The 21963-nt window shown below is 51.5% G+C and carries 20 protein-coding genes; 8 read left to right on the plus strand and 12 right to left on the minus strand.

Annotation, left to right across the window (positions count from 1 at the left end):
* Nucleotides 1–2 precede the first annotated feature (2 nt).
* From ACGHZ6_RS21065 to pyk, 4 genes are all read left to right on the plus strand, one after another.
* Nucleotides 3–1271 carry an efflux RND transporter periplasmic adaptor subunit gene (locus ACGHZ6_RS21065; RefSeq protein WP_390616022.1) on the plus strand — a complete coding sequence of 423 codons (1269 nt, stop codon included), beginning with the start codon at nucleotides 3–5 and terminating at the stop codon, nucleotides 1269–1271.
* A gap of 17 nt (nucleotides 1272–1288) precedes the next feature.
* Entirely contained in the window at nucleotides 1289–4426 is a 3138-nt protein-coding gene (locus tag ACGHZ6_RS21070) for an efflux RND transporter permease subunit (protein WP_390616023.1), read from the plus strand.
* Between the two features lie 155 nt (nucleotides 4427–4581).
* The gene (gene hemH / locus ACGHZ6_RS21075) at nucleotides 4582–5592 is read left to right on the plus strand and encodes a ferrochelatase (RefSeq protein WP_390616024.1); all 1011 of its coding nucleotides are present in this window, start codon (nucleotides 4582–4584) and stop codon (nucleotides 5590–5592) included.
* Nucleotides 5593–5672: 80 nt separating this feature from the next.
* Nucleotides 5673–7103 (plus strand): pyruvate kinase, encoded by a 1431-nt coding sequence (gene pyk, locus ACGHZ6_RS21080; protein WP_390616025.1) that lies wholly within the window; start codon nucleotides 5673–5675, stop codon nucleotides 7101–7103.
* A gap of 159 nt (nucleotides 7104–7262) precedes the next feature.
* Here pyk and smrA read toward each other — a convergent pair whose 3' ends face one another.
* The 12 genes from smrA to rpsF all read right to left on the minus strand — a co-directional run bounded on the left by smrA (nucleotide 7263) and on the right by rpsF (nucleotide 18545).
* Nucleotides 7263–7847, minus strand: coding sequence for a DNA endonuclease SmrA (smrA, locus tag ACGHZ6_RS21085; protein ID WP_390616026.1), 585 nt, complete (start codon nucleotides 7845–7847; stop codon nucleotides 7263–7265).
* 29 nt (nucleotides 7848–7876) lie between these two features.
* Nucleotides 7877–8347 carry an acyl-CoA thioesterase gene (locus ACGHZ6_RS21090; protein WP_390616027.1) on the minus strand — a complete coding sequence of 157 codons (471 nt, stop codon included), beginning with the start codon at nucleotides 8345–8347 and terminating at the stop codon, nucleotides 7877–7879.
* Between the two features lie 38 nt (nucleotides 8348–8385).
* Nucleotides 8386–9003 (minus strand): trimeric intracellular cation channel family protein, encoded by a 618-nt coding sequence (locus ACGHZ6_RS21095; protein WP_390616028.1) that lies wholly within the window; start codon nucleotides 9001–9003, stop codon nucleotides 8386–8388.
* A gap of 156 nt (nucleotides 9004–9159) precedes the next feature.
* The gene (gene acs, locus ACGHZ6_RS21100) at nucleotides 9160–11097 is read right to left on the minus strand and encodes an acetate--CoA ligase (protein WP_390616029.1); all 1938 of its coding nucleotides are present in this window, start codon (nucleotides 11095–11097) and stop codon (nucleotides 9160–9162) included.
* 260 nt (nucleotides 11098–11357) lie between these two features.
* The gene (locus ACGHZ6_RS21105; protein ID WP_390616030.1) at nucleotides 11358–12860 is read right to left on the minus strand and encodes a response regulator; all 1503 of its coding nucleotides are present in this window, start codon (nucleotides 12858–12860) and stop codon (nucleotides 11358–11360) included.
* A gap of 206 nt (nucleotides 12861–13066) precedes the next feature.
* Nucleotides 13067–13525, minus strand: a complete 459-nt coding sequence (locus ACGHZ6_RS21110; protein ID WP_390616031.1) for a hypothetical protein — start codon at nucleotides 13523–13525, stop codon at nucleotides 13067–13069.
* 130 nt (nucleotides 13526–13655) lie between these two features.
* Nucleotides 13656–14507 (minus strand): pantoate--beta-alanine ligase, encoded by an 852-nt coding sequence (gene panC / locus ACGHZ6_RS21115; RefSeq protein WP_390616032.1) that lies wholly within the window; start codon nucleotides 14505–14507, stop codon nucleotides 13656–13658.
* Nucleotides 14508–14621: 114 nt separating this feature from the next.
* Nucleotides 14622–16058, minus strand: coding sequence for a replicative DNA helicase (gene dnaB, locus ACGHZ6_RS21120; protein WP_390619200.1), 1437 nt, complete (start codon nucleotides 16056–16058; stop codon nucleotides 14622–14624).
* Between the two features lie 434 nt (nucleotides 16059–16492).
* On the minus strand, nucleotides 16493–16939 hold the full coding sequence (gene rplI, locus ACGHZ6_RS21125; RefSeq protein WP_390616033.1) for a 50S ribosomal protein L9: 447 nt from the start codon (nucleotides 16937–16939) through the stop codon (nucleotides 16493–16495).
* Nucleotides 16940–16998: 59 nt separating this feature from the next.
* Nucleotides 16999–17856, minus strand: coding sequence for a hypothetical protein (locus ACGHZ6_RS21130; RefSeq protein WP_390616035.1), 858 nt, complete (start codon nucleotides 17854–17856; stop codon nucleotides 16999–17001).
* A 9-nt stretch (nucleotides 17857–17865) separates the two neighbouring features.
* Nucleotides 17866–18093, minus strand: coding sequence for a 30S ribosomal protein S18 (rpsR, locus tag ACGHZ6_RS21135; RefSeq protein WP_390616036.1), 228 nt, complete (start codon nucleotides 18091–18093; stop codon nucleotides 17866–17868).
* Between the two features lie 11 nt (nucleotides 18094–18104).
* A complete protein-coding gene (rpsF, locus tag ACGHZ6_RS21140; RefSeq protein ID WP_390616037.1) occupies nucleotides 18105–18545 on the minus strand; it encodes a 30S ribosomal protein S6 in 441 nt (146 codons plus the stop codon).
* Between the two features lie 367 nt (nucleotides 18546–18912).
* Between rpsF and ACGHZ6_RS21145 the strand changes: the two genes are divergently transcribed.
* The 4 genes from ACGHZ6_RS21145 (at nucleotide 18913) to ACGHZ6_RS21160 (ending at nucleotide 21924) form a co-directional block, all read left to right on the plus strand.
* On the plus strand, nucleotides 18913–19365 hold the full coding sequence (locus ACGHZ6_RS21145) for a YaiI/YqxD family protein (RefSeq protein ID WP_390619201.1): 453 nt from the start codon (nucleotides 18913–18915) through the stop codon (nucleotides 19363–19365).
* Nucleotides 19366–19453: 88 nt separating this feature from the next.
* Nucleotides 19454–20173, plus strand: coding sequence for a hypothetical protein (locus tag ACGHZ6_RS21150; protein ID WP_390616038.1), 720 nt, complete (start codon nucleotides 19454–19456; stop codon nucleotides 20171–20173).
* A gap of 15 nt (nucleotides 20174–20188) precedes the next feature.
* Nucleotides 20189–21340 carry a M48 family metalloprotease gene (locus tag ACGHZ6_RS21155; RefSeq protein WP_390616039.1) on the plus strand — a complete coding sequence of 384 codons (1152 nt, stop codon included), beginning with the start codon at nucleotides 20189–20191 and terminating at the stop codon, nucleotides 21338–21340.
* A gap of 2 nt (nucleotides 21341–21342) precedes the next feature.
* Nucleotides 21343–21924 (plus strand): hypothetical protein, encoded by a 582-nt coding sequence (locus tag ACGHZ6_RS21160; protein ID WP_390616040.1) that lies wholly within the window; start codon nucleotides 21343–21345, stop codon nucleotides 21922–21924.
* Nucleotides 21925–21963 lie beyond the last annotated feature (39 nt).

A 21963-nucleotide genomic window follows, 5' to 3' on the forward strand; every position in this document is an offset into this window, starting at 1 on the left:
TAATGAACAACTTACAGAAACTACTATTACCCGCACTACTGCTGGCCTCAGCCGCACTGCCTGTCCATGTGTACGCCCTTAGTGATCACAATAGCGATCACGATGGCGATCACCATGACGAGCATCAGCACGATAAAGAACACAGTGAAGCGGAAGGCCCTAATGGCGGTAAATTATTAACCGATGATGACTTTGCCATTGAAGTCACCATATTTGAAAATGGCACACCACCGGAAATGCGTCTGTTTGCCTACCATCAAGGCGAACAAATTGATCCCAAAGAAGTGAATGTACAGGTAACCCTAAACCGTTTAGACGGCAGCAAGGACCTACTTAGCTTTCGCCCGGAAAACAATTTTCTCGTTAGCGAACAGGTGGTAACCGAGCCTCATTCGTTTGATGTATCCGTCAGCTCTACATTCGATCACCATCACTCCGAAGCAGAATACGAAAGCCATGAAGGGCGCACCACGATCAGTGATCGCCAGATAGCACTGTCCGGTATCGAAACCGAAAGCGCGCAATCACAAACCCTGACGTTCTCCGATACCCTGTTTGGTGTAATTGGCATTCCTGAAGATAATATCTATCAGATTAACGCCCCCTACCCCGGTATTGTGGAAAAGGTACATGTGAATACCGGAGACCAGGTTAAGCGTGGACAAACACTGGTCACCCTGCGCAATACCGACACCCTGCAACGCTATACCATTAGCAGTCCGACCGATGGCGAAGTCACCGAACGCCATATCAGTAATGGCGCTCGCGCCCTGAATCAAGCCTTGTTGGAAATCACCGATTTATCTTCGGTGTGGGTTGAAATGTCGGCCTTTCCGGAAAGTATCGAAAAGCTGGCTCTGGGTCAGGACGTTATCGTTTCCGATTTGCATCAACACGAGCAAGCCAATGGCAAGGTAACCTATATCGCACCGCAAATGACCGGTGGCCATATCGCTCGCGCCCGCACCACTATAACCAACCCCGACGGCCACTGGCGTCCGGGTATGCATGTGAAAGCACACATTCAAACCGGCACTAAAACCGTTCCCCTGGCCGTTAAAAAACAGGCGCTGCAAAACTTTCGTGACTTTACCGTGGTGTTTGCACAATACGACAACACCTTTGAGGTAAGGATGCTGGAGCTAGGCGAAAGTGATGGTGACTATGTGGAGGTACTTGGCGGCTTAAAACCCGGTACCGAGTACGTAACAAAAAACAGCTTTATCTTGAAGGCTGATATCTTAAAAGACGGTGCAAGCCACGACCACTAACACAACACAGGTAATTTATGATGAACACATTAATCGCCTTTGCTGTGCACAGGCGCTGGTTGGTTGTCGGTATCACCATGCTGATTGCCGCGCTGGGTTTTTACCACACCAGCAAACTACCTATCGATGCGGTACCGGATATCACCAATGTTCAGGTACAAGTTAATACCGAGGCCGCCGGCTATTCACCACTGGAAGCCGAACAACGCATTACCTACCTGGTAGAAAATGCCATGGCCGGCATTCCACAGCTGGACTACACCCGCTCACTGTCTCGCTATGGCTTATCCCAGGTCACCGTTATCTTTAAAGAAGGTACGGATATCTACTGGGCGCGCCAGCAAATTAGTGAGCGCTTGCAAGGGGTTAGCTCGCAGTTACCTCCCGGCATTAAACCCGCCCTTGGTCCTATCGCCAGTGGTCTGGGGGAAATCTTTACCTACGCGGTCAGGGCTCAAGAGGGTGCCGTTACCGCTGAAGGTACTCCCTACAGCCTGGAAGATTTACGTACCATTCAGGATTGGATTATTCGCCCGCAATTGGTCAAGGTTCCCGGCATTACCGAAATTAACAGCGTCGGTGGTTATGCCCGTGAATACGAGGTTGTTCCCAATCCGGGAAAATTACTGGCTTATAAAATCACTCTGGCCGATGTCGTTAGCGCCCTGGAAACCAACAATCAAAATGTTGGTGCCGGTTACATCGAGCGTAATGGCGAGCAGTGGCTGATTCGCTCCCCGGGACAACTGACAAACCTGGATGATATCGCGCAACTGGTTATTACCAAACGCGACGATGCGCCGGTACGCATTAAAGATGTTGCCATTGTTCGCTTTGGTAAGGAACTGCGTACCGGTGCCGCGACGCTCAATGGTGAAGAAACCGTACTGGGTACCGCCTTTATGTTGTTAGGTGAGAACAGTCGTACAGTGTCTGAAGCCGTCGCCGCCAAACTGCAAACCATTAATACCAACTTGCCAGAAGGTATTGTTGCCGAGCCCATCTACAACCGTACCACTCTGGTGGATAAAACCATTAACACCGTACAAACCAATCTGTTTGAAGGCGCCATTCTGGTGATTGTGGTGTTGTTTGCGCTGTTAGGTAATATGCGTGCGGCCTTGATTACGGCACTGGTTATTCCACTCAGTATGCTGTTTGCCATTACTGGCATGAGCACTAACCGTGTATCGGGTAATCTGATGAGCCTGGGTGCCATTGATTTTGGTTTGATTGTCGATGGTGCCGTCATCGTGGTGGAAAACGCCCTACGTCGCTTGGGGCTGGCTCAACAACGTTTGGGACGCCTGCTAAGCCTGGAAGAACGCTTACAGGAAGTCATCATCAGTACCCGTGAAGTCTTCAGACCAGCCGTTTTTGGTGTCATGATTATTATGCTGGTGTACCTGCCAATCTTTGCCCTCAGCGGCGTGGAAGGCAAAATGTTCCACCCGATGGCCTTTACCGTTGTCGCCGCTTTACTAGGTGCTTTGATCTTCTCGGTTACCTTTGTGCCGGCAGCCGTCGCCATTTTGGTACGCGGTAAAGTCGGCGAGCATGAAAACGCCTTGATGCGGAAAGCTCGCCAGGCTTACCAGCCGCTACTAAACCTGTCACTGAAACGTCCCTATATATTGCTGAGCATCGCAACCCTTCTGGTACTGCTCAGTGGCTGGCAAGCCAGCCGCATGGGCACTGAGTTTTTACCCCAGCTGGATGAACACGATGTCGCCTTACACGCACTGCGTATTCCCGGAACAGGCCTGCAGCAATCGGTGGATATGCAACGCCAACTGGAGCAGGCCATCGGTGAGATTCCAGAAGTCGCTGTGGTGTTTGCCAAAATCGGTACGCCCGAAATTGCCACCGATCCTATGCCACCCAATGTTGCCGATACGTTTCTGATGCTAAAGCCACGCGATCAGTGGCCAAATCCGGACAAAAGCAAAACACAACTGGTCGATGAAATTCGCGAGGTTGTGTTAGCCGTACCTGGTAACAATTACGAATTAACCCAACCCATCGAAATGCGTTTTAATGAACTAATTGCCGGTGTGCGCTCCGATGTTGCCGTGCGTATCTATGGCGATGATCTCGATACGCTTGCGCAAGTCGGTGACCAGGCCAACGACTTGCTCGCCACCATTGATGGGGCACGGGATGTTCGTGTTGAACAGATGAAAGGTCTGCCGATGATCTCCGTAGAACCTCAGCGGGATCATTTGGCACTACTGGGTTTAACCATCGCCGATGTACAGGATGCCGTACAAGCTGCTGTCAGCGGTATAGAAACCGGTATTATTTATGAAGGCGATCGTCGCTTTAAGCTTTTGGTGCGTATGGATGAAAGCATCCGCCACGATCCACAAGCCCTGGCACAATTACCCATAGCCCTGCCTGTTGATGCCAACCCGGATCTCAGCTATGTGCCTTTAGGTGAAATCGCCGATATTGTCGAAACCGAGGGCCCGAATCAAATCAATCGCCAGGATGGCAAACGCAATATCGTGGTCACTGCCAATGTGGAAAACCGCGATCTGGGTTCCTTTATTATCGACACCCAGCAAATGATGCGCGAGCAACTGGATTTGCCAGATGGTTACTGGATTGAATATGGCGGCACCTTTGAGCAACTGCAGTCCGCCAGCCAACGCCTCAGTATTGTTGTACCTTTAACCCTGTTACTGATTCTCGGCTTGCTTTATAGCACCTTTAATTCGTTGCGCGATGCACTGATTATCTTTACCGGTGTGCCCCTGGCATTAACCGGCGGTGTACTCGCGTTAAGTTTACGGGATATGCCACTGTCTATTTCTGCCGCCATCGGCTTTATCGCCCTGTCGGGGGTAGCCGTTTTGAATGGTGTCGTGATGCTGAGCTTTATCAGGGAACTGCGACAAAAAGGTGCATCTTTACTCGATGCTATTCGCGATGGCGCCAGTCAACGCCTGCGTCCGGTTATGATGACGGCCCTGGTGGCCAGCCTGGGCTTCGTGCCTATGGCGTTTAATACCGGCACCGGTGCAGAGGTGCAACGCCCACTGGCCACCGTGGTGATTGGCGGTATTATCTCTTCGACCCTACTAACGCTGGTCGTATTACCGGCCCTCTATCAACTAACTTACACCTTGAGCAAAAGGCCAAACAAAGGCTAATGCTCCCCCGCAAACATGGCCTACCTGCACCTGAAGGTAGGCCATGCGTTTTTATCTCTTCTTTATGATAAAGTGCAATCCAAAATCACAGCCGCTACGTATAACCCGGCGAAAGTGATCACTGATTAAGCAATCGTCAAGAAAGGCTGCTATTTATGTCTAAACGGGCCGTATTACTGGCAAACCTGGGATCCCCTGACGCCCCTGAAGAACAACCGGTGCGCGAATACCTCAATCAGTTTCTGATGGACCCCTACGTTATCCAGCTGCCCTGGCTACTAAGGCGCCTGATTGTCAGCCTGTTTGTCTTGCCCAAGCGACCAAAAGATTCCGCGGAAGCCTACGCCAGTATCTGGACCGAGGACGGCTCGCCACTGATCACGCTCTCTGTAGAACTGCAAAAGCTACTGCAGCAACGCCTGGATATGCCGGTAGGCCTGGCCATGCGTTATGGCAATCCCAGCATTGAGAGCCAACTGCTCGTACTGGCACAGCAAAAAGATATTGAAGAAGTACTGTTCATCCCGCTGTATCCACACTATGCCGACAGTACGGTTACGACCTCGGTGGAAGAAGCCAAGCGCGTCGTGGCCAAACACCAACTCAATATCAAACTGAATGTACTGCCGCCTTTTTATCAACAACCGGATTATATTCAGGCCCTGGTCGACAGCACCCAGGAAAAGCTCAGCCACGATTACGACCATGTGGTCTTTAGCTACCACGGTTTGCCAGAACTGCATCTCACCAAGGCGGATCCAACCGGAAAGCACTGCCTGCAATCTACCGATTGCTGCGATAAACCTTCCGAGGCACACGCAACTTGCTATCGTCACCAAGTACTGCGCACCACTCAACTGTTTGTGGAAAAAGCAGGTATCCCCGCCGAAAAATACTCCATCGCCTTTCAATCCCGCCTGGGACGCGCAAAATGGTTAGAGCCCAGCACCAGTGATACCCTGGAAAACCTTGCGATTAAAGGGGTCAAACGGGTGTTGGTTCTCTGCCCAGCTTTTGTAACCGACTGCCTGGAAACCCTCGAAGAGATCGAAATTGCAGGCAAGGAAGAATTTATTGCCGCTGGCGGGGAATCGCTGGAACTGATCCCCTGCCTCAACAGCCACCCAGCGTGGGTAGACACTCTGGCCAACTGGTGCCAACAATAACTTGTTCTTAAGCTAGCGCTGACTTAAGCTGCCATTATCGATGAATTAATGGCGGCCTAAGCCAGGTTGGAACGAGGACTATGCGTAAAACAAAAATTATCTGCACCATTGGCCCAGCAACTGATTCGCTGGAAATGCTGGAAAAACTCTACGATGCCGGCATGAATGTCGTGCGCCTGAATATGTCCCACGGCGATCACGCGTCTCACGCCAACGTGATTAAAGCCATACGCACCCTCAACAAAAAAGTCGCCCACCCGATTCCCATCCTGCTGGATACCCAGGGGCCTGAGATTCGCACCGGCAACCTGCAAACGGACCTCAACCTAAAAGATGGCGATGTTATTTCGATCGTCGCCCGTGGCGCAGCAAACGTCGAAGAAACCTCCATCCCCATCAATTACGATGACCTTATACAGGATGTGAACATTGGCGATCGTATTACCGTAGACAACGGTCTTATCAACCTGGAAGTACTCAGTAAAGAAGAACTGAATATGCGCTGCCGGGTGATTGATGGCGGCGTACTGAAAAGTAAACGCCACGTGAACCTGCCAGGCATTCGCGTAAACCTGCCTGCGATTACCGAAAAAGACAAACAAGACATTGCCTTCGCCGTTGAACAGGAAGTTGACTTTATTGCCCTGTCGTTCGTGCGCGAAGCCAATGATATTCGTCAATTGCGGGAACTGCTGGGCGATAAAGCCAGCAAGATAAAAGTGGTTGCCAAAATTGAAGACCAGGAAGGCGTGCGCAACATTGAAGACATCATCAGCGAAGCCGACGGTGTGATGGTTGCCCGTGGCGACCTGGGCGTAGAAGTTCACGCACAAGACCTGCCGAATATTCAGCGCAAGATCGTACGCCTGTGCAACGAAATGGGTAAACGCGTTATCGTCGCCACCCACTTGTTAGAGAGCATGATCGAAAACCCCATGCCCACTCGCGCCGAAGTGACTGACGTGGCCAACGCCGTTTATGAAGGCGCCGATGCCATCATGCTATCCGGTGAAACCACCGTAGGTAAATACCCCATCAAGTGTGTGGAATACCTCAACGATATTTCCTGTACCTCCGAGCGCAATCCGGGCTTACAGTTTTCCAAAAACCTGATTATGGATAACGACAAGCAACATATTGCCGCCGCTGCCGCCCATCTAGCCGACTCGCTCGATGCCCGAGGCATTGTCGTCATCACCCGCCGTGGTTTAATGGCCAATTACTTAACCAACTGTCGTCCACACGCACCGGTTTTGGCATTCACCAATGACGGTCGTACACGTCGACAGTTATCGATGAACCACAATCTACTCAACTTTAAAATCAACTTCTCCAGCGATGCCGAGAAAACCCTCGCTACGGCATTTAATATGCTGATTGCTCGCGATGACTTTGATGAAAACGATAAGGTTGTAGTGCTGTCGGATATTTTAAGCCGTGCTGGTAGTGATGCTATTCAAGTTCGGCAACTTGGCCAATTGGCTAGTGAAGATGGAATGACAACGGAATAACCTTTCGAAAAGAACACTCAAACTGAACTTAAGCTTGTGATGCATTATTGCCTTTCAGGGCCTTCGGAGGCAGGACGCCGACGCAGAGCGGCCATGGATGGCGAACAGCGTGCCCTGAAAGGCAATAATGCGTCGCAAGCGCCACAGACTAATTAAGAACTAATGCCTCTTCTGATGTCTTTCTAAGTTATCCTGCCGCTTACGATCACTCTTCCGTAACATCACATAAGTCGCCCCAACACCCCCATGGTGTTTTTGCGCCGAATGAAAAGCCATCACATCTTTTAACTGCGGCAACCAATGGGCCACACAGCTTTTTAATAACGCAGGCTGTGGACGACGATCCTGTCCCTTGCCATGAGTCACCAAGGCACAGCGAATATCGTTGGCAATACAATCTTTAATAAACTGATCCAAAGCTACCCGCGCCTGCTCGACGGTATGGCGGTGCAAATCCAACCGAGCCTCAACCGCGTACTTGCCCAAGCGTAATTTCTTATAAACCCCGTGCTGTACACCGGGACGCTGAAACGCCAGTTCATCCAACGGGTCCACCGGTTCAATAAACTCGCCAGATAATTCATTGGATTCTGAAAGCTCTTCCTGCTCTGCAGCTTTACGTCGCTCACGCAACGTCTCAGTGTTAGCCTTATCACTTTTTAAGGCCACACGCTTTTCAACTTGAATGGGGGTTACATCCCCCATCATTTGTTTGAACAGATCTTCGTCGCTCTTATCGCTCACACTGCCACCTAACAAATACCTAAACCTGACTAAGCTTCTGAACTATCTGTTATTTCGACCACAGCAGCACCATAGATATCCTTAAACGGCGGCGGCATGCGTTTGGGTTTACCGGATTCCATATCAATGCATACCAAATCCCAACGCCCGCGTAACAATGTTGCACCGTCACTGACACGGATAATCTGGAAGCGACGCTCCATCATCAAACGGCTATCATTGCCGGTTAACCAGGTGCCGACAATGATCTCATCGCCCTCATAGGCCGACAGAATATAGTCGTACTCACTGCGACGAATCGCCATAGCGCGATTAAGCTCGCGGTAGCTATTCAGATCCAAACCCAGGTGCTCCGAGTGCCCCCAGCCAGCATCCTGACACCACATAACATAATACGCATTGTTGACATGGTTTAGACCATCGATATGTTCCGCAGCAACGGTTTTGCTTACGGTAAAGGGGTTGGGGATATCCCAGCAGGCATCAATATTTACAGACATAACTTCTATAACCGAGTAGAGAGCCAGCTTTCACACGCTCATCTATTAAATTTGGGCAAGCGCAGATCATAAATGATTGCCAAGGCTCGCAAGATAAAGGCCAAGGCAATCGCAGTCAGTAATACCACTAACTGCGGCAGGGCCAACAGGTTCAACACAAGGTAACTTACAGCGCCCACCATGGCCGCTGTGACATAAATTTCGGGCTGTAATAACAGCGGCTGACGATCGAGTAGAATATCGCGAATCACCGAACCAAATGACGGTGTAATCATGCCCATAGTACAGGCAACTACCGGGTCTACGCCCACACTCACCGCCTTGGCGGTACCCAACACACTGAACAGTGCCAAGCCCATGGCATCCATCCACAGCAACCAACGCTGGCGGGCGATAAAGTGCGGTGCGGCAAAATAGGTAATGATGGCCGAGGCAATACAGATCTTCAGATCAATCGGGTTAGCCACCCAGAAGACTTCCACCCCCAGAATTAAATCACGTACGGTACCGCCCCCAATACCGGTCACGGTACCGAATAAGACAAAGCCGAGGACATCCAGCTGCTTTTCAGCGGCCGCCAGAGCGCCGGATACAGCAAACACGGCAACCGCTAACCAACCGGCAATATTGAACAAGTCTGTGGAGGTAATATCCATCACTACGGGGCCTAATCATTGAGGCGCCAGTATGCCATGACGGGAGGGAGAGTCTAGTGAGTGGGCGACAAGCGTCGGTCAGTTATAGGCGAGATCTGTACTAAAGAAATGGGGTCTGACCCGTAGGGTCAGACCCCGCCTTCGCGCCGCTATGGCTTAGCGGTTGAGGCGATTTTCGATCAGTTGATCGACTACCGATGGATCGGCCAGGGTGGAGGTATCACCCAGGTTTTCCAGCTCGTTGGCAGCCACTTTACGCAGGATGCGGCGCATGATCTTGCCGGAGCGGGTCTTCGGCAGGCCTGGAGCCCACTGAATCAGGTCTGGCTTGGCGATGGGGCCAATCTCTTGCACACACAGGGCAACCAGGGCCTTCTTCAGCTCATCGGTCGGTTCAACACCGGCCATTGGCGTTACATAGCAGTAAATGCCCTGACCTTTGATGTCGTGTGGATAACCTACTACAGCGGCTTCGGCGATATCGGCGTGCAGCACCAGTGCACTTTCAACTTCAGCGGTACCCATACGGTGGCCCGATACGTTCAGTACGTCATCTACACGGCCGGTAATCCAGTAGTAACCGTCTTCATCACGACGGGCACCGTCACCGGTGAAGTAGTAGCCTGGGTAGGTGGAATAGTAAGTATCCACACAGCGCTGGTGGTCACCGTATACAGAACGGATCTGGCTGGGCCAGGACGACTTAATCGCCAGGCTACCTTCACAGGCACCTTCCACTTCCTTGCCTTCGGCATCCAGAATCACCGGCTCTACACCGAAGAACGGCAGGGTTGCTGAACCGGGCTTCAGGTCAGTCGCACCCGGCAGCGGGGTCAGCATATGGGCACCGGTTTCGGTCTGCCACCAGGTATCTACAATCGGGCAGCGGCTGTCGCCCACTACGCGGTAGTACCATTCCCAGGCTTCCGGGTTAATTGGCTCACCCACGGTACCCAGCAGTTTCAGGGATTTACGCGAGGTGTTGGTCACCAACTCATCACCGGCGCCCATTAATGCACGAATGGCAGTAGGTGCAGTGTAGAAGGTATTCACCTGGTGCTTGTCGACCACATCCCAGCAGCGAGAGGCGGTTGGGTAAGTGGGTACACCTTCGAACATCAAGGTGATTGCACCATTGGCCAATGGGCCATAAACAATATAGCTGTGACCAGTCACCCAGCCCACATCGGCGGTACACCAGTACACATCACCTTCCTGGTAGTCGAAGGTGTATTTGTGGGTCATGGCCGCCTGCAGTAGGTAACCAGCGGTGGTGTGTAATACACCCTTTGGCTTACCGGTAGAGCCGGAGGTGTAGAGAATAAACATGGGATCTTCGGCGGCCATTTCTTCTGGCTCACACTGCTCACTCACATCGGCTACGGCTTCGTGGTACCAAACATCGCGACCTTCGGTCCAGGCGATGTCACCACCGGTACGCTCAACTACCAGACAGGTATGTACATTCGGACAGCTCGCCAGGGCTTTGTCGGCATTCACTTTCAGTGGAACAGACTTACCGCCACGCACACCTTCATCAGCGGTGATCAGGGTTTGGCAGTCAGAGTCCAAAATACGGTCTTTCAGGGCCTCCGGGGAGAAGCCACCGAAGACAATGGAGTGCACGGCACCGATACGGGTACAGGCCAACATGGCGTAGGTGGCTTCAACGATCATCGGCATATAGATACAGACACGATCGCCTTTTTTCACACCGCGGGCTTTCAACACATTGGCCAGTTTGTTCACTTCGCTGGACAGCTGGCTGTAGGTAATCTTCTTGTCGTCGTTCGGATCATCACCTTCCCAGATGATGGCGGTTTGATCGGCGCGCGCAGGTAGGTGGCGATCGATACAGTTAACACTGACATTCAAGGTGCCATCGGCGAACCATTCGGCGGTACCCTTATGAAAATCGAAGCTTTTAACCTGGGTAAACGGCTTTTGCCAATCGAGGAACTCGTTGGCTTGCTCGGCCCAAAAGGCTTCCGGCTCACTGATTGAGCGCTGGTACATGGCATCGTACTTTTCACGGGTAATATGGGCATTGGCAGCAAATTCTGCTGGCACCGGGTGGACCGGAAATTCGGACATGGCTAACTCCCTAATGACTTGTAACCACCTTGATAGGTAACGCGGTGGATTAATTTTTGATCAAAATTATTGGCTAATCGTATAGCCTTATTGTCGTGTTTCGTTATCTTACCCAACATTAGACCTTGGTCTAAACCCGTCGATTCTAAACCATCCCCCCTGCTGGCTATAGGTCATGATATGCCAAACCAGGCATATAGTTGATGAATGAGCCAATTTGCCCAGTCATTTGTCTTATTGCCACCTAACAGCAGTGCCCGCTAGCAAAGCCGCATCCCCTCCTGCAGCCCCAAACATCGATCAACCGGGTAGCGCTCGCGAATATAATCAAAAGCTCCCGACTCCTGCAGTGTGATAAATTGACTGACCAGCTCGGGATCCAGGTGTTTACCCGACAGATCACGTATCTCATCCAACGCCGCCTGGATCTCCCAGGCATTTTTGTAACTGCGCACAGAGGTGAGTGCATCAAAGATATCCACAACCGCAATCAGACGCGCCGCAAGGGGAATATCCTCACCACCCAACCCATGGGGATAACCGCTGCCATCAAATTTTTCGTGATGATAAAGCGCTATATCTCGCGCGATCTTAAAGAAAGGCTTGTCACCAAGTATCTCTGCCCCTTTAAGCGTGTGGGTTTGCATAATCTCCCATTCATCGGCGGTTAAACGCCCGGATTTATTAAGGATGTAATCGGGAATCGCAATCTTGCCAATATCGTGCATCATGCTGGAGTAGCCCATTTCGTAGGCCAAATCCGGCGCCACACCACAGGCCAGTGCCAGGTCTTCCATATAGTGGCGCACACGATTGATATGGAAGGCCGTATCCTGGTCCTTGTAATCACAAGCCAACGCCAATTTATAGATGGTGGTGATATTGGCTTCCTGCAGTTCTTCTGTGCGCTGACGCACCAGCTGCTCCAGGTTTTGATTAATACTGGTTAACTCAGTTTGTAAATACTGCTGCTCTTTAAACAGTAAGCGGTTGCGCAGGTGTACACGCAGGCGGGCTACAAACTCCTCGCTACAGAATGGCTTGCAGAGATAATCCGTAACACCGCGTTGCAGTAAACGCATAAGGGTTTCCTTTTCGCTAATGGCGGTGACCACAATAATCGGTATGTGATCTAACGCGGCATTAGAACGAATAAGGTGACAAAGCTCTTCGCCATTAATACGCGGCATATGTAAATCGGAGACGATCAGGTCTATGCGATCACGCTCAAATAAAATCGTGTCCCAGGCCTCGGCGCCATCCCGACACTGAATCAGGCGGTAACCCAGAGGTTCAATCAACTCCTGGTAGAGCATCTGTTGTGACGGAGAATCTTCCGCAATCAGGATGGTAAAGCTGGATGTATCGTGACGCGAATCGAAGGGAATAGTGCAGTGGTGAAACAGTGCCGACTTTATACGTTCCAAAATAAAATCGAGACTGCTGGTTTTGTTGATAAAGTCCGTAGCACCGGCGCTAAAAGCATCATCGCTCAAGGCATCCGAAGTCTGGCTGGACAGCAATATCACGGGGACCAAGACGGTTCGGGCTGAACGCTTCAACTTTTCACACAGCTGGATACCTGTACCATCCTCCAGCTCCAGTGAACACACAATCAGTTCTGGCAGCTCTTCTTGCAATGCCTGCAAACCGCTATTGAGGTTGTGAGAAACCCGTGTGTGAAAACCGATATATTCAAGCTGACTTTGATAAAGGCGGGCAATAGACTGACTGGGCTCGATGACTAAAATCCGTTTGCTCATACCACATTCCTGTTGGGCATCTATCCAAAGAGTAAAGTGTTTTAAGTATAGAAGCCGATAACATGAAGAGAGCGGGTTATTCATACCAAAAAGGTATAAATTTTTTAGGTGGTCTTGGACTTATCGCTATATCAATTCAGGCGGGGAATAATCAGGATCCGTACACAGCTAACGCCATGTACGGACTTATAAACTGAAAGGGACGTCTACATCGCCTGCTCGGGTGAGACTGCGTCTTCTGCTGCAGGCACCTCTTCCTGTGCACTGGCGGCCTCTGCTTCAGCATCTACAGGAGCGGCAGGTTCCGGCTGGCTTTCTGCCTCTTTCTCTGGCTGTACTGGGGCCAGGCCTTTGTCGCGTGAGTCAACCGCATCATCAAGATCAAACCCGGCACCACGCCATGTTTTGGCTTCTGTCGCCGAGAATTTCATCTCGCCCCACTCGACAGCCTCTTCTACATCGAAGTCACCGTCTTTCCAGGCGGTAGCGTCCTGGACATCGAAACCCGAGGCCTTCCATGTTTGCGCCTCTTCGGCAGCAAAACCTTGACCGCGCCATGAGCTGATTTCACTTTCCGACATACCCGACCAATCGTCCGGTATTGATGCACAACCCGTGATAGCCAACAGGGCGGTTAAACAGGCGACAGAGATAAACTTCTTCATGATCAAATCCTTTTCAACTAACTATTGTGATCAATACGTTAGGTGACAATGAACACGAATGCAACAAAGCCAAAGGCTCATGAACAAAAATTCATGAACCCTAATTGAGGAACAGACCTTCGCTGGGATATTAGTCCAGGGACAGAGAAATATTGTCGATCAAACGCGCACCGCCGGTATACATGGCACCGAGAATGGTGATTTGCTTGTCATCAACCGCCGCCATTTCCAGGGTTTTGCTATCGCAAATAGAGAAGTAGTCGATACGGAAACCGGTATCTTCGATTTGTTTAATTGCCTCTTCGCGCACCGCATCAAAATCTTTGCGCCCCTGCTCGATTTGTTCCTTGGCCCAGTTCAGTGCCTGGTTTAAACAAATCACTTTTGGACGCTCTTCCTCGGTGAGATAACCGTTGCGCGAACTCATGGCCAGGCCATCGGCTTCACGGGCGATATCACCGGCGGTAATCTGTACCGGCATACACAGGTCTTCAGCCATGCGACGAATCACCGCCAACTGCTGATAATCCTTAATGCCGAATACCGCTTCATCGGGCTGGACGATATTAAACAGTTTGGACACGACCGTGGTTACACCTTCAAAGTGACCCGGGCGGCTGGCACCACACAACACATCAGTCATGGTCGGGCAGATAACCCGGGTTTGGGTATCCATGCCGTTGGGATACATCTCCACATCGTCCGGGTGGAATAAAAAATCGCAGTTAGCGTCACGCAATTTTTGACAGTCGTTTTCGAAGGTACGTGGGTATTTATCCCAGTCTTCGTTCAGACCAAATTGCAGACCGTTAACAAAAATAGAACACACCACAATGTCGTTGGTTTCCCGTGCGCGATCAATCAGGGAGATATGCCCCTGGTGCAAGTTGCCCATGGTGGGCACAAAACCAATACGTTTACCGGCCATGCGTTCTTTTTTCAGGGCGTCGCGGAGGGAGGCAATGTGGTGGAAAATCTGCATATCTTTTTGTCTCTGGATATGGGGTCTGACCCGCAGGGTCAGACCCCGGTCATGTTCTAGCAAGTACTTGGGGTCTGCCCCTGCGGGTCAGACCCCATCCATATTTATGCGTAATTAGTAATCTGCGTCTTGATAGTAATCAGGTGCCAGGTTTTCAAAGCGAGTGTACTTACCCACAAACGCCGCACGGCTGGTACCAACTTCACCGTTACGCTGCTTACCGACAATCAGTTCGGCCACACCTTTGTCGGGGCTGTCTTCGTTGTAGTATTCGTCACGGTAAATAAACAGGATCACGTCGGCGTCCTGCTCGATCGCTCCGGATTCCCGCAGGTCGGAGTTCATCGGGCGCTTGTTGGGGCGCTGCTCTACACCACGGTTTAACTGCGACAAAGCAATCACCGGGCATTCGTATTCTTTGGCCAGGGCTTTTAAGGATCGGGAAATTTCGGAGATCTCCTGGGTTCGACCTTCACTCTTACCGGCCACCGTCATCAGCTGCAGGTAATCGAGCATAATTAGCGACGGGTTGCTGTTGGACTCGATATCTTCCTGGCTCATTTGCGGGTTCTTTTCCTGCACCTTCATTTGGTGACCACGTACCACTCGTTTGGTACGGGCACGCACTTCCTGAGGCGTCAGGCCCGGCGTATCGTCAATAAACAGTGGTTTGTCTTTCATCTTGGCCACGGCTGCCGAAAGCTTGGGCCAATCTTCTTCGGTCAGTGAGCCGTCCCGCAATTTGCCGGCATCAATGCGGCCGATGGAGGACAGCATCCGCATCACCAGGGAGTCAGCCGGCATCTCCATACTGAACACCAATGCGGGCCTGTCGGAGGTCATAATCGCCGCTTCAATAAAATTCAGGGCCAGTGCGGTTTTACCCATGGAAGGACGCGCGGCCAAAACAATCATTTCGCCGGGCTGCCAGCCGGAGGTGCGCTGATCGAGTTCTTCCAGGCCTGTGGATAAACCGGTGATATTACCGTCGGAGCGGAAACGCTGATCGATCTTTTCGACCGAGACTTTCAGCAGTTCGTTAACGCCCAGGAAGCCGCCTTCTTTCGGGCGATCTTCGGCAATCTCTGCCACCCGACGCTCGGCCATTTGCAGCAGGTCATCGGAATCCAGACCCGCCGGGCTAAAACTGGAACGACTAATCTCGCCCGCCGCCGCAATCAGCGAGCGCAGGGTTGCCCGCTCGCGAATAATCCGGGCGTAGGCCACTACGTTGGCAGAACTTGGGGTGTTGTCGTGCAGCTCAGTCAGGTAGGCCAGACCACCGACCTGTTCCAGCTCACCGTGACGTTCCAGCTCTTCGGCCAGGGTGATCACATCCACCGGCGCGCCGGCATCCACCAGCTTGCCAATCAGCTCGAAGATACGGCCGTGGCTCTCGCGGTAGAAGTCACTCAGGCCCACGGCCTCAGCCACCGCATCAAAGCGCCCGTTATCGAGCATCAGTCCGCCCAGAACGGCCTGCTCCGCCTCGATAGAGTGCGGCATGGCGGCATCTTCAGCGCTGGCCTCGGGCTCGTCGTGACCTACCATATCGGGCTGGTCGTAGTGCGCGTCATAGCCAGGGTCGTATGAATGGGCGTCGGACATCCGGATGTTCTCGATAGTCTTGATAAGGAAAAGGGGATCTAGTTTGCAGGCTTATGGGCTTGGCTGCAAGGTTCGATGAACCTCCAGTAACTAGAGCCTCACGGAATCTCGCAAAATCTTCATTGATGCTATTCCCGCAAAAGCGGGAATCCACGAATTACGCGATATTTACCACCATGGATACCCACTACACTCGCGTTGCTCGCGGGGCAGGCCCTTCCCGCTTTCGCGGGAATGGCGGGTGCTTTAAAAGCAAGCTCGGTACATACTCGCTCGTAACCCCAAAACCAACAAAGGCGCTGCCAGCACGAGTCTCCTCGCCCCAACAACGCCTCTGGGTAAGCCGCCAGCAACTAGCGACTTAATCTATCACTTGCTTATTCAGCAACGATAGACAGCTTAACAGCCTGAATAACTTCAGAGTGCAGCTGAATGTCGATCTCGAACTCACCAACTTCGCGCAGCGCACCTTCAGGCAGCTTCACTTCAGATTTGGCAACTTCAACGCCGGCAGCAGTAATTGCTTCAGCGATGTCACGAGTACCGATAGAACCGAACAGCTTACCTTCGTCGCCAGCGTTGGCTTCGATGGTAACAGCCAGCTCAGCAACTTTCTCAGCACGGGCTTCTGCAGCAGCTTTCTTCTCGGCAGCGGCAGCTTCCAGCTCAGCGCGACGCGCTTCGAAGTCAGCGATGTTAGCTTGAGTTGCAGGGATAGCTTTGCCCTGAGGGATCAGGAAGTTGCGACCGAAACCGGCTTTAACAGCAACCTGGTCACCAACATTACCCAGCTTACCTACTTTTTCGAGCAGAATAACGTTCATTTCGTTAATCCTCTTTCTATGTAGTCTGTGCGATCTTGCGAAAACCCAGCTTGTAAAAACTAAGGCTTTTCCCGCAAGCGACCGCGAAAATTTAACCACGTATCTAAAAAGGCGATGACTGTTAGCACCATCATTACGATGGGGTTAAACAACACCAACGCCATGTAAAACAACACCAACCATTGCACGCCCAATCTTCTGGCAGCCACTACTCGATGCACAATCGCTACACCAGCCAACAACAGCGGCAACATAAACAAGCTGCCCCAGAGTTGGTAATCACCACCCACTGACATGCAGTAAGCCGTGGTCACCAGGCTGGTAATTGCCGCTGCGGGTTTTAACCGCAGTTGGTGAAACTCTGTCTGAAACCCACCAGGGTTATACAACAGGGCTTGCCACCAACGCGCTAACAGCAAGCTAAACAAGCTGTTAATGGCAATTACGTATGCGATCAAGCCCACCACAAAGACCTCAGTCGGTACTTCGATGGCCGCACCTTCCGGTGCCTGGGCTTGCATCTGCTCCAGCATTTCTCCCAACGATGTCGTCAGGGCCTGTACTGGATCGGGTACAAAGGATGCCAACAACAAGGCACCCAAGGTACTTAGTGCTACCAACCCCACCAATAATTGGGGCCAGGAAGCGCTGCTTCGCAGCAGCAGGGCAACCGCATAGGTTGCTACCAGGCCAAGGATTGTTACCACGGGCATTAAAGGGCCCATATCGCTGACGAAAAACGCCAGTACTGCCGGTAACAACGCCCACAAAAGGATCATCGATCCATCTGTTGTGCCACGTCGCAATGTCACCAAGGCGACGGTGGCCGGGCTAATCAGTGGAAACCAGCTCCCGATCAGAGCAACCACTGCGGCCTGTGTGCGGCCACGCATAATAAAATCAGCGAGTGCGCGCACGTGTTTGTCTTACTCGTGTGAATCCGTGTATGGCAGCAGAGCCAGGTAACGGGCGCGCTTAACAGCGGTAGCCAGTTGACGCTGGTACTTAGCTTTAGTGCCGGTAATACGGCTTGGTACGATCTTGCCAGTATCAGAAACGTACGCTTTCAGGGTATCCAGATCTTTATAATCGATCTGCTTGGTACCTTCAGCGGTGAAACGGCAGAACTTACGACGACGGAAAAAACGTGCCATGTGCTAACTCCTTACTCTTCGCCAGCTTCTTCAGCGGCGTCAGCAGCTGGAGCTTCTTTAGCTTCTTCGGCCTGCTTTTCAGCAGGGGCTTCACGACGCTCAGGGCGGTTAGCCTTGCGCTCACGGCTTTCTTTTTCCGCTTTCATGATTGGAGACTCTTCAGTAACAGCCTCGTCAGTGCGGATAACCATGTTACGCAGAACAGCATCGTTGTAACGGAAGTTAGTGGTCAGCTCTTCCATCGCAGCTTCAGTCGCTTCTACGTTCATCAGAACATAGTGAGCTTTGTGAATCTTGTTGATGGAGTAAGCCAGTTGGCGGCGGCCCCAGTCTTCCAAGCGGTGAACCTGACCACCATCGTTATTGATGGCAGAGGTGTAACGCTCGATCATTCCAGGTACTTGCTCGCTCTGGTCCGGGTGAACCAGGAATACAATTTCGTAATGACGCATTAATAGCTCCTTACGGGTTAAGCCTCCCGCTCAGCCCCTACATGAGGGTGCTGCCAGTGAGGCAAGGAGGACCCAATCCTGCCTAATCCCTGTTTGTAAAAATAGGAATAAGGCGAAATCAGGCCAATTTCGGGCCGCGTATTTTATGTACAAGCACCTGATAATGCAAGGGTTAACCTATGCTCTCCTCACTTGGGGTCTGACCCGCAGGGTCAGACCCCAGCCCCAACCAAGAATTAACCTTCTATGAACTGGCACGAAGGGGTCTGACCCTACGGGTCATACCCCGGCCTGATGCTATATAATCCCCCTTCCTGCTCTGGCAGGCATGACATATACACCACCTAGCAGTAGGAATAACCACACCATGAAAATCTGGGTCGACGCCGATGCCACCCCCAAGCCTGTCAAGGACATCCTCTTTCGCGCCGCCCAGCGCACCAAAGTGGAAACCCTGCTGGTGGCCAACCAGCCCCTGAGCACACCCAACTCGCCTTATATAAGAAGCATCCAAGTCTCTTCCGGCTTTGATGTAGCCGATAACTTCATCGTCCAGGAAGCCAACGAAGGCGATATCGTCATCACCGCCGACATCCCGCTGGCCGCCGAAGTGGTAGAAAAGGGCGCCCACGCCATCAACCCACGCGGCGAGCGCTACACGCCGGAGAATATTCGCCAGCGCCTCAATATGCGTGATTTTATGGACACCCTGCGGGCCAGCGGCACCCATACCGGTGGGCCGGCGGCTTATTCACAACAGGATAAGCAGGCGTTTGCTAATACATTAGACAGACTATTAGCCAGACGTCCTAAGCAATAACTCCTAGTAGTTATTGCCTTTACCCACGAGTTTTGGGTAATCTTGTTGGCAGGATATTCAACATACACAATACAAGGAACTGTATCTTATGGTGCACAACCGCCTTTTCCTGATTTTTACCACACTGCTTTTCTTATCTGCCTGTACTGTAACCACACCCGTAAAACAGATGGCTCATCTGGAAGCTGCTCCTAGCAACGAAAGCAAAGCCGCAGAAAAACCAGCCATTGTTGTGATGCCACTGGATGTGGAGCTAAGCATTTTGACCGCCGCTGGTTTAACAGAACCCCAAGCCGAATGGACAGAAAATGCTGAGGGCTACATTCAAACAGCGCTGGAAAATGAGTTTGTCGAGCGAGAAGCTAATTACAAACGCTTTATTGCCGACAGCAAAAATCCGGAAGACACGCTAACCCAGCTGGAAAAACTTCATGAAGTGGTTGGCCACTCCGCCATGTTCCACCACATGGGAACTTTCAAGTTACCGTCAAAGAAGGGCCAGTTTGACTGGACTCTCGGTAAAGAAGCTACCGCATTACGCGATGCAACCGATGCTGATTACGCCATGTTTGTTTTCGTGCGTGACAGCTATGCCAGTGCCGGTCGTGTTGCCATGCAAATTGGCATGGCCGTTTTAGGCGTTGGCGTTCCTCTTGGCCAACAAGTCGCTTTCGCTTCACTGGTAGATCTGGAGTCTGGCGAGATTGTTTGGTTTAACTTCCTTCACAGCACAACCGGTGACCTTCGTAAACCCGGCACTGCGGCTAAAACTGTTGATGCACTCCTGAAAACGCTGCCCTCTGCTTAATAACAGGAGCCAGCTGTGAAATACCTATATTTAATTGGTGTGGTAGTGCTAGCCAGTATGCAAGCACTTACCACTCAGGCCAATCCGCTGGATGCGGACTTTCCACCCGGCTACCGCCCAGATAAAAACTCTGACGAAGGCGGTTTCTGGTACAAGGTTGATAAATTTGAAAAGGAATTACAAAGCTCACCGCACCTCATTAGAGATCAACAGTTAAACACCTATATTAGCGAGCTGACCTGCAACTTAGCCTCAGATTACTGCGGCGATATCAGGACGTACATCATTCAGAATCCGCACTTTAATGCATCCATGTACCCCAACGGAATGATGCACGTATGGAGTGGTTTGTTACTGCGTGTAGAGAACGAAGCTCAACTGGCTGCGGTCTTGGCGCATGAAATTGGGCACTATCTACGCTCTCACCAAATCACCCAGTGGCGCAGGCTTCGTGACGGCGCTTCAATCGCAACGGCGTTTGATGTATTTCTCACCGGCGGACTCGCCACCCTGGCATTTGCTGGTAGTTCATCCGCTTACGGTAGAGGGCAAGAGCTAGAAGCTGATCAATACAGCCTGAAGCTGATGATAAATAATGGCTACGACCCGGAAGAAGCGGCCAAGTTGTGGCATTACGTCAAATTTGAGCAAGAAGCCGATGCAACCAGAAATAAACGCAGCTCCTTTTTTGCAAGCCATCCACAACCTGAAAACAGGGCAGCTCAATTAGAAGCTCGTACTCAGATCCTTAAACAAAGTCACGACACATTCCATATTCGTAAAGAGCGCCTGGTCGAAACACTGACTCCCCACTATTTCGACTTTATGCGCAATCACATCGAAATGCAGGAATATGAACAAACCCAATCGCTACTCGATAAGCATATCAAGATGGGTTACCCGGCTTCTCAAGTGCATTACTTCCGCGGACTTCTCGCCACTCGGCAAAAGGAGGCGGGCTATATCGAGCAAGCCATAGACGCCTTTGGCCAAAGCATTGCGGAGGCCAACCCACCGGCAGAAAGCTACAAAGAACTTGGCTATCTGCACTTGAGAAACATGCAAAAGACTGATGCCAAGCAGATGTTCGAGCAATATCTGCAACAACGCCCTGATGCATCAGATAAACAAATGATCGAGTTTTACCTCTCTTCTTTAGGACAATAACAATGAAAAAGATGATAACCCGCAGCTTATTAGTTGCCGCTGTACTTAGCCTCAGCGCCTGCGTTCAATACAGCCTTGTACCAGCCAATACTGCAGTACAAGCCCAAGGCTTTACCGTAACTCCAGGCAGCGACTGGAATAAATCGCCCTTCCCTCCGGGCCCCAAGGTACAAACCTGGACAACTGACGGAGAGCAGTTAAACCAGCTGATGCTGATTGGTAAGGTAAGCGAAGGTGAATCCCTGTTTAAATCACCCAGCAAAAGCATTCCCATGCCAAGCTTCAAATCCGACATGCTGCCCTTTGATATTGAAGCCCTGGTAAGAACCTCGCTGAAAAACCTCGCTGGCGGCGAGCTGACCATCAACACCCAAGGCCTAAAACCTGCCAAGTTTGGCGAGCAGAATGGCTTCCGCTTTGAAGTGTCCTACTTCACCCAGCAGGGCCTGCTTAAGCACGGAGATGTTTTGGCGGCCATTAAGGACGAGCAACTGTATCTAATGATCTTCACGGCAGCCAAAACCCACTATTACCAGGCTCAACTGCCCGAAGTAGAGCAACTGTTCCAAAGCGCCATTTTATAAGACACCCCCAGGGCCCGGAGCACCGTTCGCTGCCGGGCC

This window comes from Maricurvus nonylphenolicus (genome assembly GCF_042854845.1).
In the GTDB taxonomy this organism is placed as follows: Bacteria; Pseudomonadota; Gammaproteobacteria; order Pseudomonadales; family Cellvibrionaceae; genus Maricurvus; species Maricurvus nonylphenolicus.

Coding starts and splice junctions, on each gene's coding strand:
- ACGHZ6_RS21145 (WP_390619201.1), top strand. CDS start 18,913: ATGAAAATCTGGGTCGACGCCGATGCCACCCCCAAGCCTGTCAAGGAC.
- ACGHZ6_RS21105 (WP_390616030.1), bottom strand. CDS start 12,860: ATGAGCAAACGGATTTTAGTCATCGAGCCCAGTCAGTCTATTGCCCGC.
- hemH (WP_390616024.1), top strand. CDS start 4,582: ATGTCTAAACGGGCCGTATTACTGGCAAACCTGGGATCCCCTGACGCC.
- ACGHZ6_RS21110 (WP_390616031.1), bottom strand. CDS start 13,525: ATGAAGAAGTTTATCTCTGTCGCCTGTTTAACCGCCCTGTTGGCTATC.
- rpsR (WP_390616036.1), bottom strand. CDS start 18,093: ATGGCACGTTTTTTCCGTCGTCGTAAGTTCTGCCGTTTCACCGCTGAA.
- ACGHZ6_RS21150 (WP_390616038.1), top strand. CDS start 19,454: ATGGTGCACAACCGCCTTTTCCTGATTTTTACCACACTGCTTTTCTTA.
- dnaB (WP_390619200.1), bottom strand. CDS start 16,058: ATGGTAGGTCACGACGAGCCCGAGGCCAGCGCTGAAGATGCCGCCATG.
- ACGHZ6_RS21160 (WP_390616040.1), top strand. CDS start 21,343: ATGAAAAAGATGATAACCCGCAGCTTATTAGTTGCCGCTGTACTTAGC.
- rpsF (WP_390616037.1), bottom strand. CDS start 18,545: ATGCGTCATTACGAAATTGTATTCCTGGTTCACCCGGACCAGAGCGAG.
- rplI (WP_390616033.1), bottom strand. CDS start 16,939: ATGAACGTTATTCTGCTCGAAAAAGTAGGTAAGCTGGGTAATGTTGGT.
- ACGHZ6_RS21065 (WP_390616022.1), top strand. CDS start 3: ATGAACAACTTACAGAAACTACTATTACCCGCACTACTGCTGGCCTCA.
- ACGHZ6_RS21095 (WP_390616028.1), bottom strand. CDS start 9,003: ATGGATATTACCTCCACAGACTTGTTCAATATTGCCGGTTGGTTAGCG.
- panC (WP_390616032.1), bottom strand. CDS start 14,507: ATGCAGATTTTCCACCACATTGCCTCCCTCCGCGACGCCCTGAAAAAA.
- pyk (WP_390616025.1), top strand. CDS start 5,673: ATGCGTAAAACAAAAATTATCTGCACCATTGGCCCAGCAACTGATTCG.
- ACGHZ6_RS21090 (WP_390616027.1), bottom strand. CDS start 8,347: ATGTCTGTAAATATTGATGCCTGCTGGGATATCCCCAACCCCTTTACC.
- ACGHZ6_RS21070 (WP_390616023.1), top strand. CDS start 1,289: ATGATGAACACATTAATCGCCTTTGCTGTGCACAGGCGCTGGTTGGTT.
- acs (WP_390616029.1), bottom strand. CDS start 11,097: ATGTCCGAATTTCCGGTCCACCCGGTGCCAGCAGAATTTGCTGCCAAT.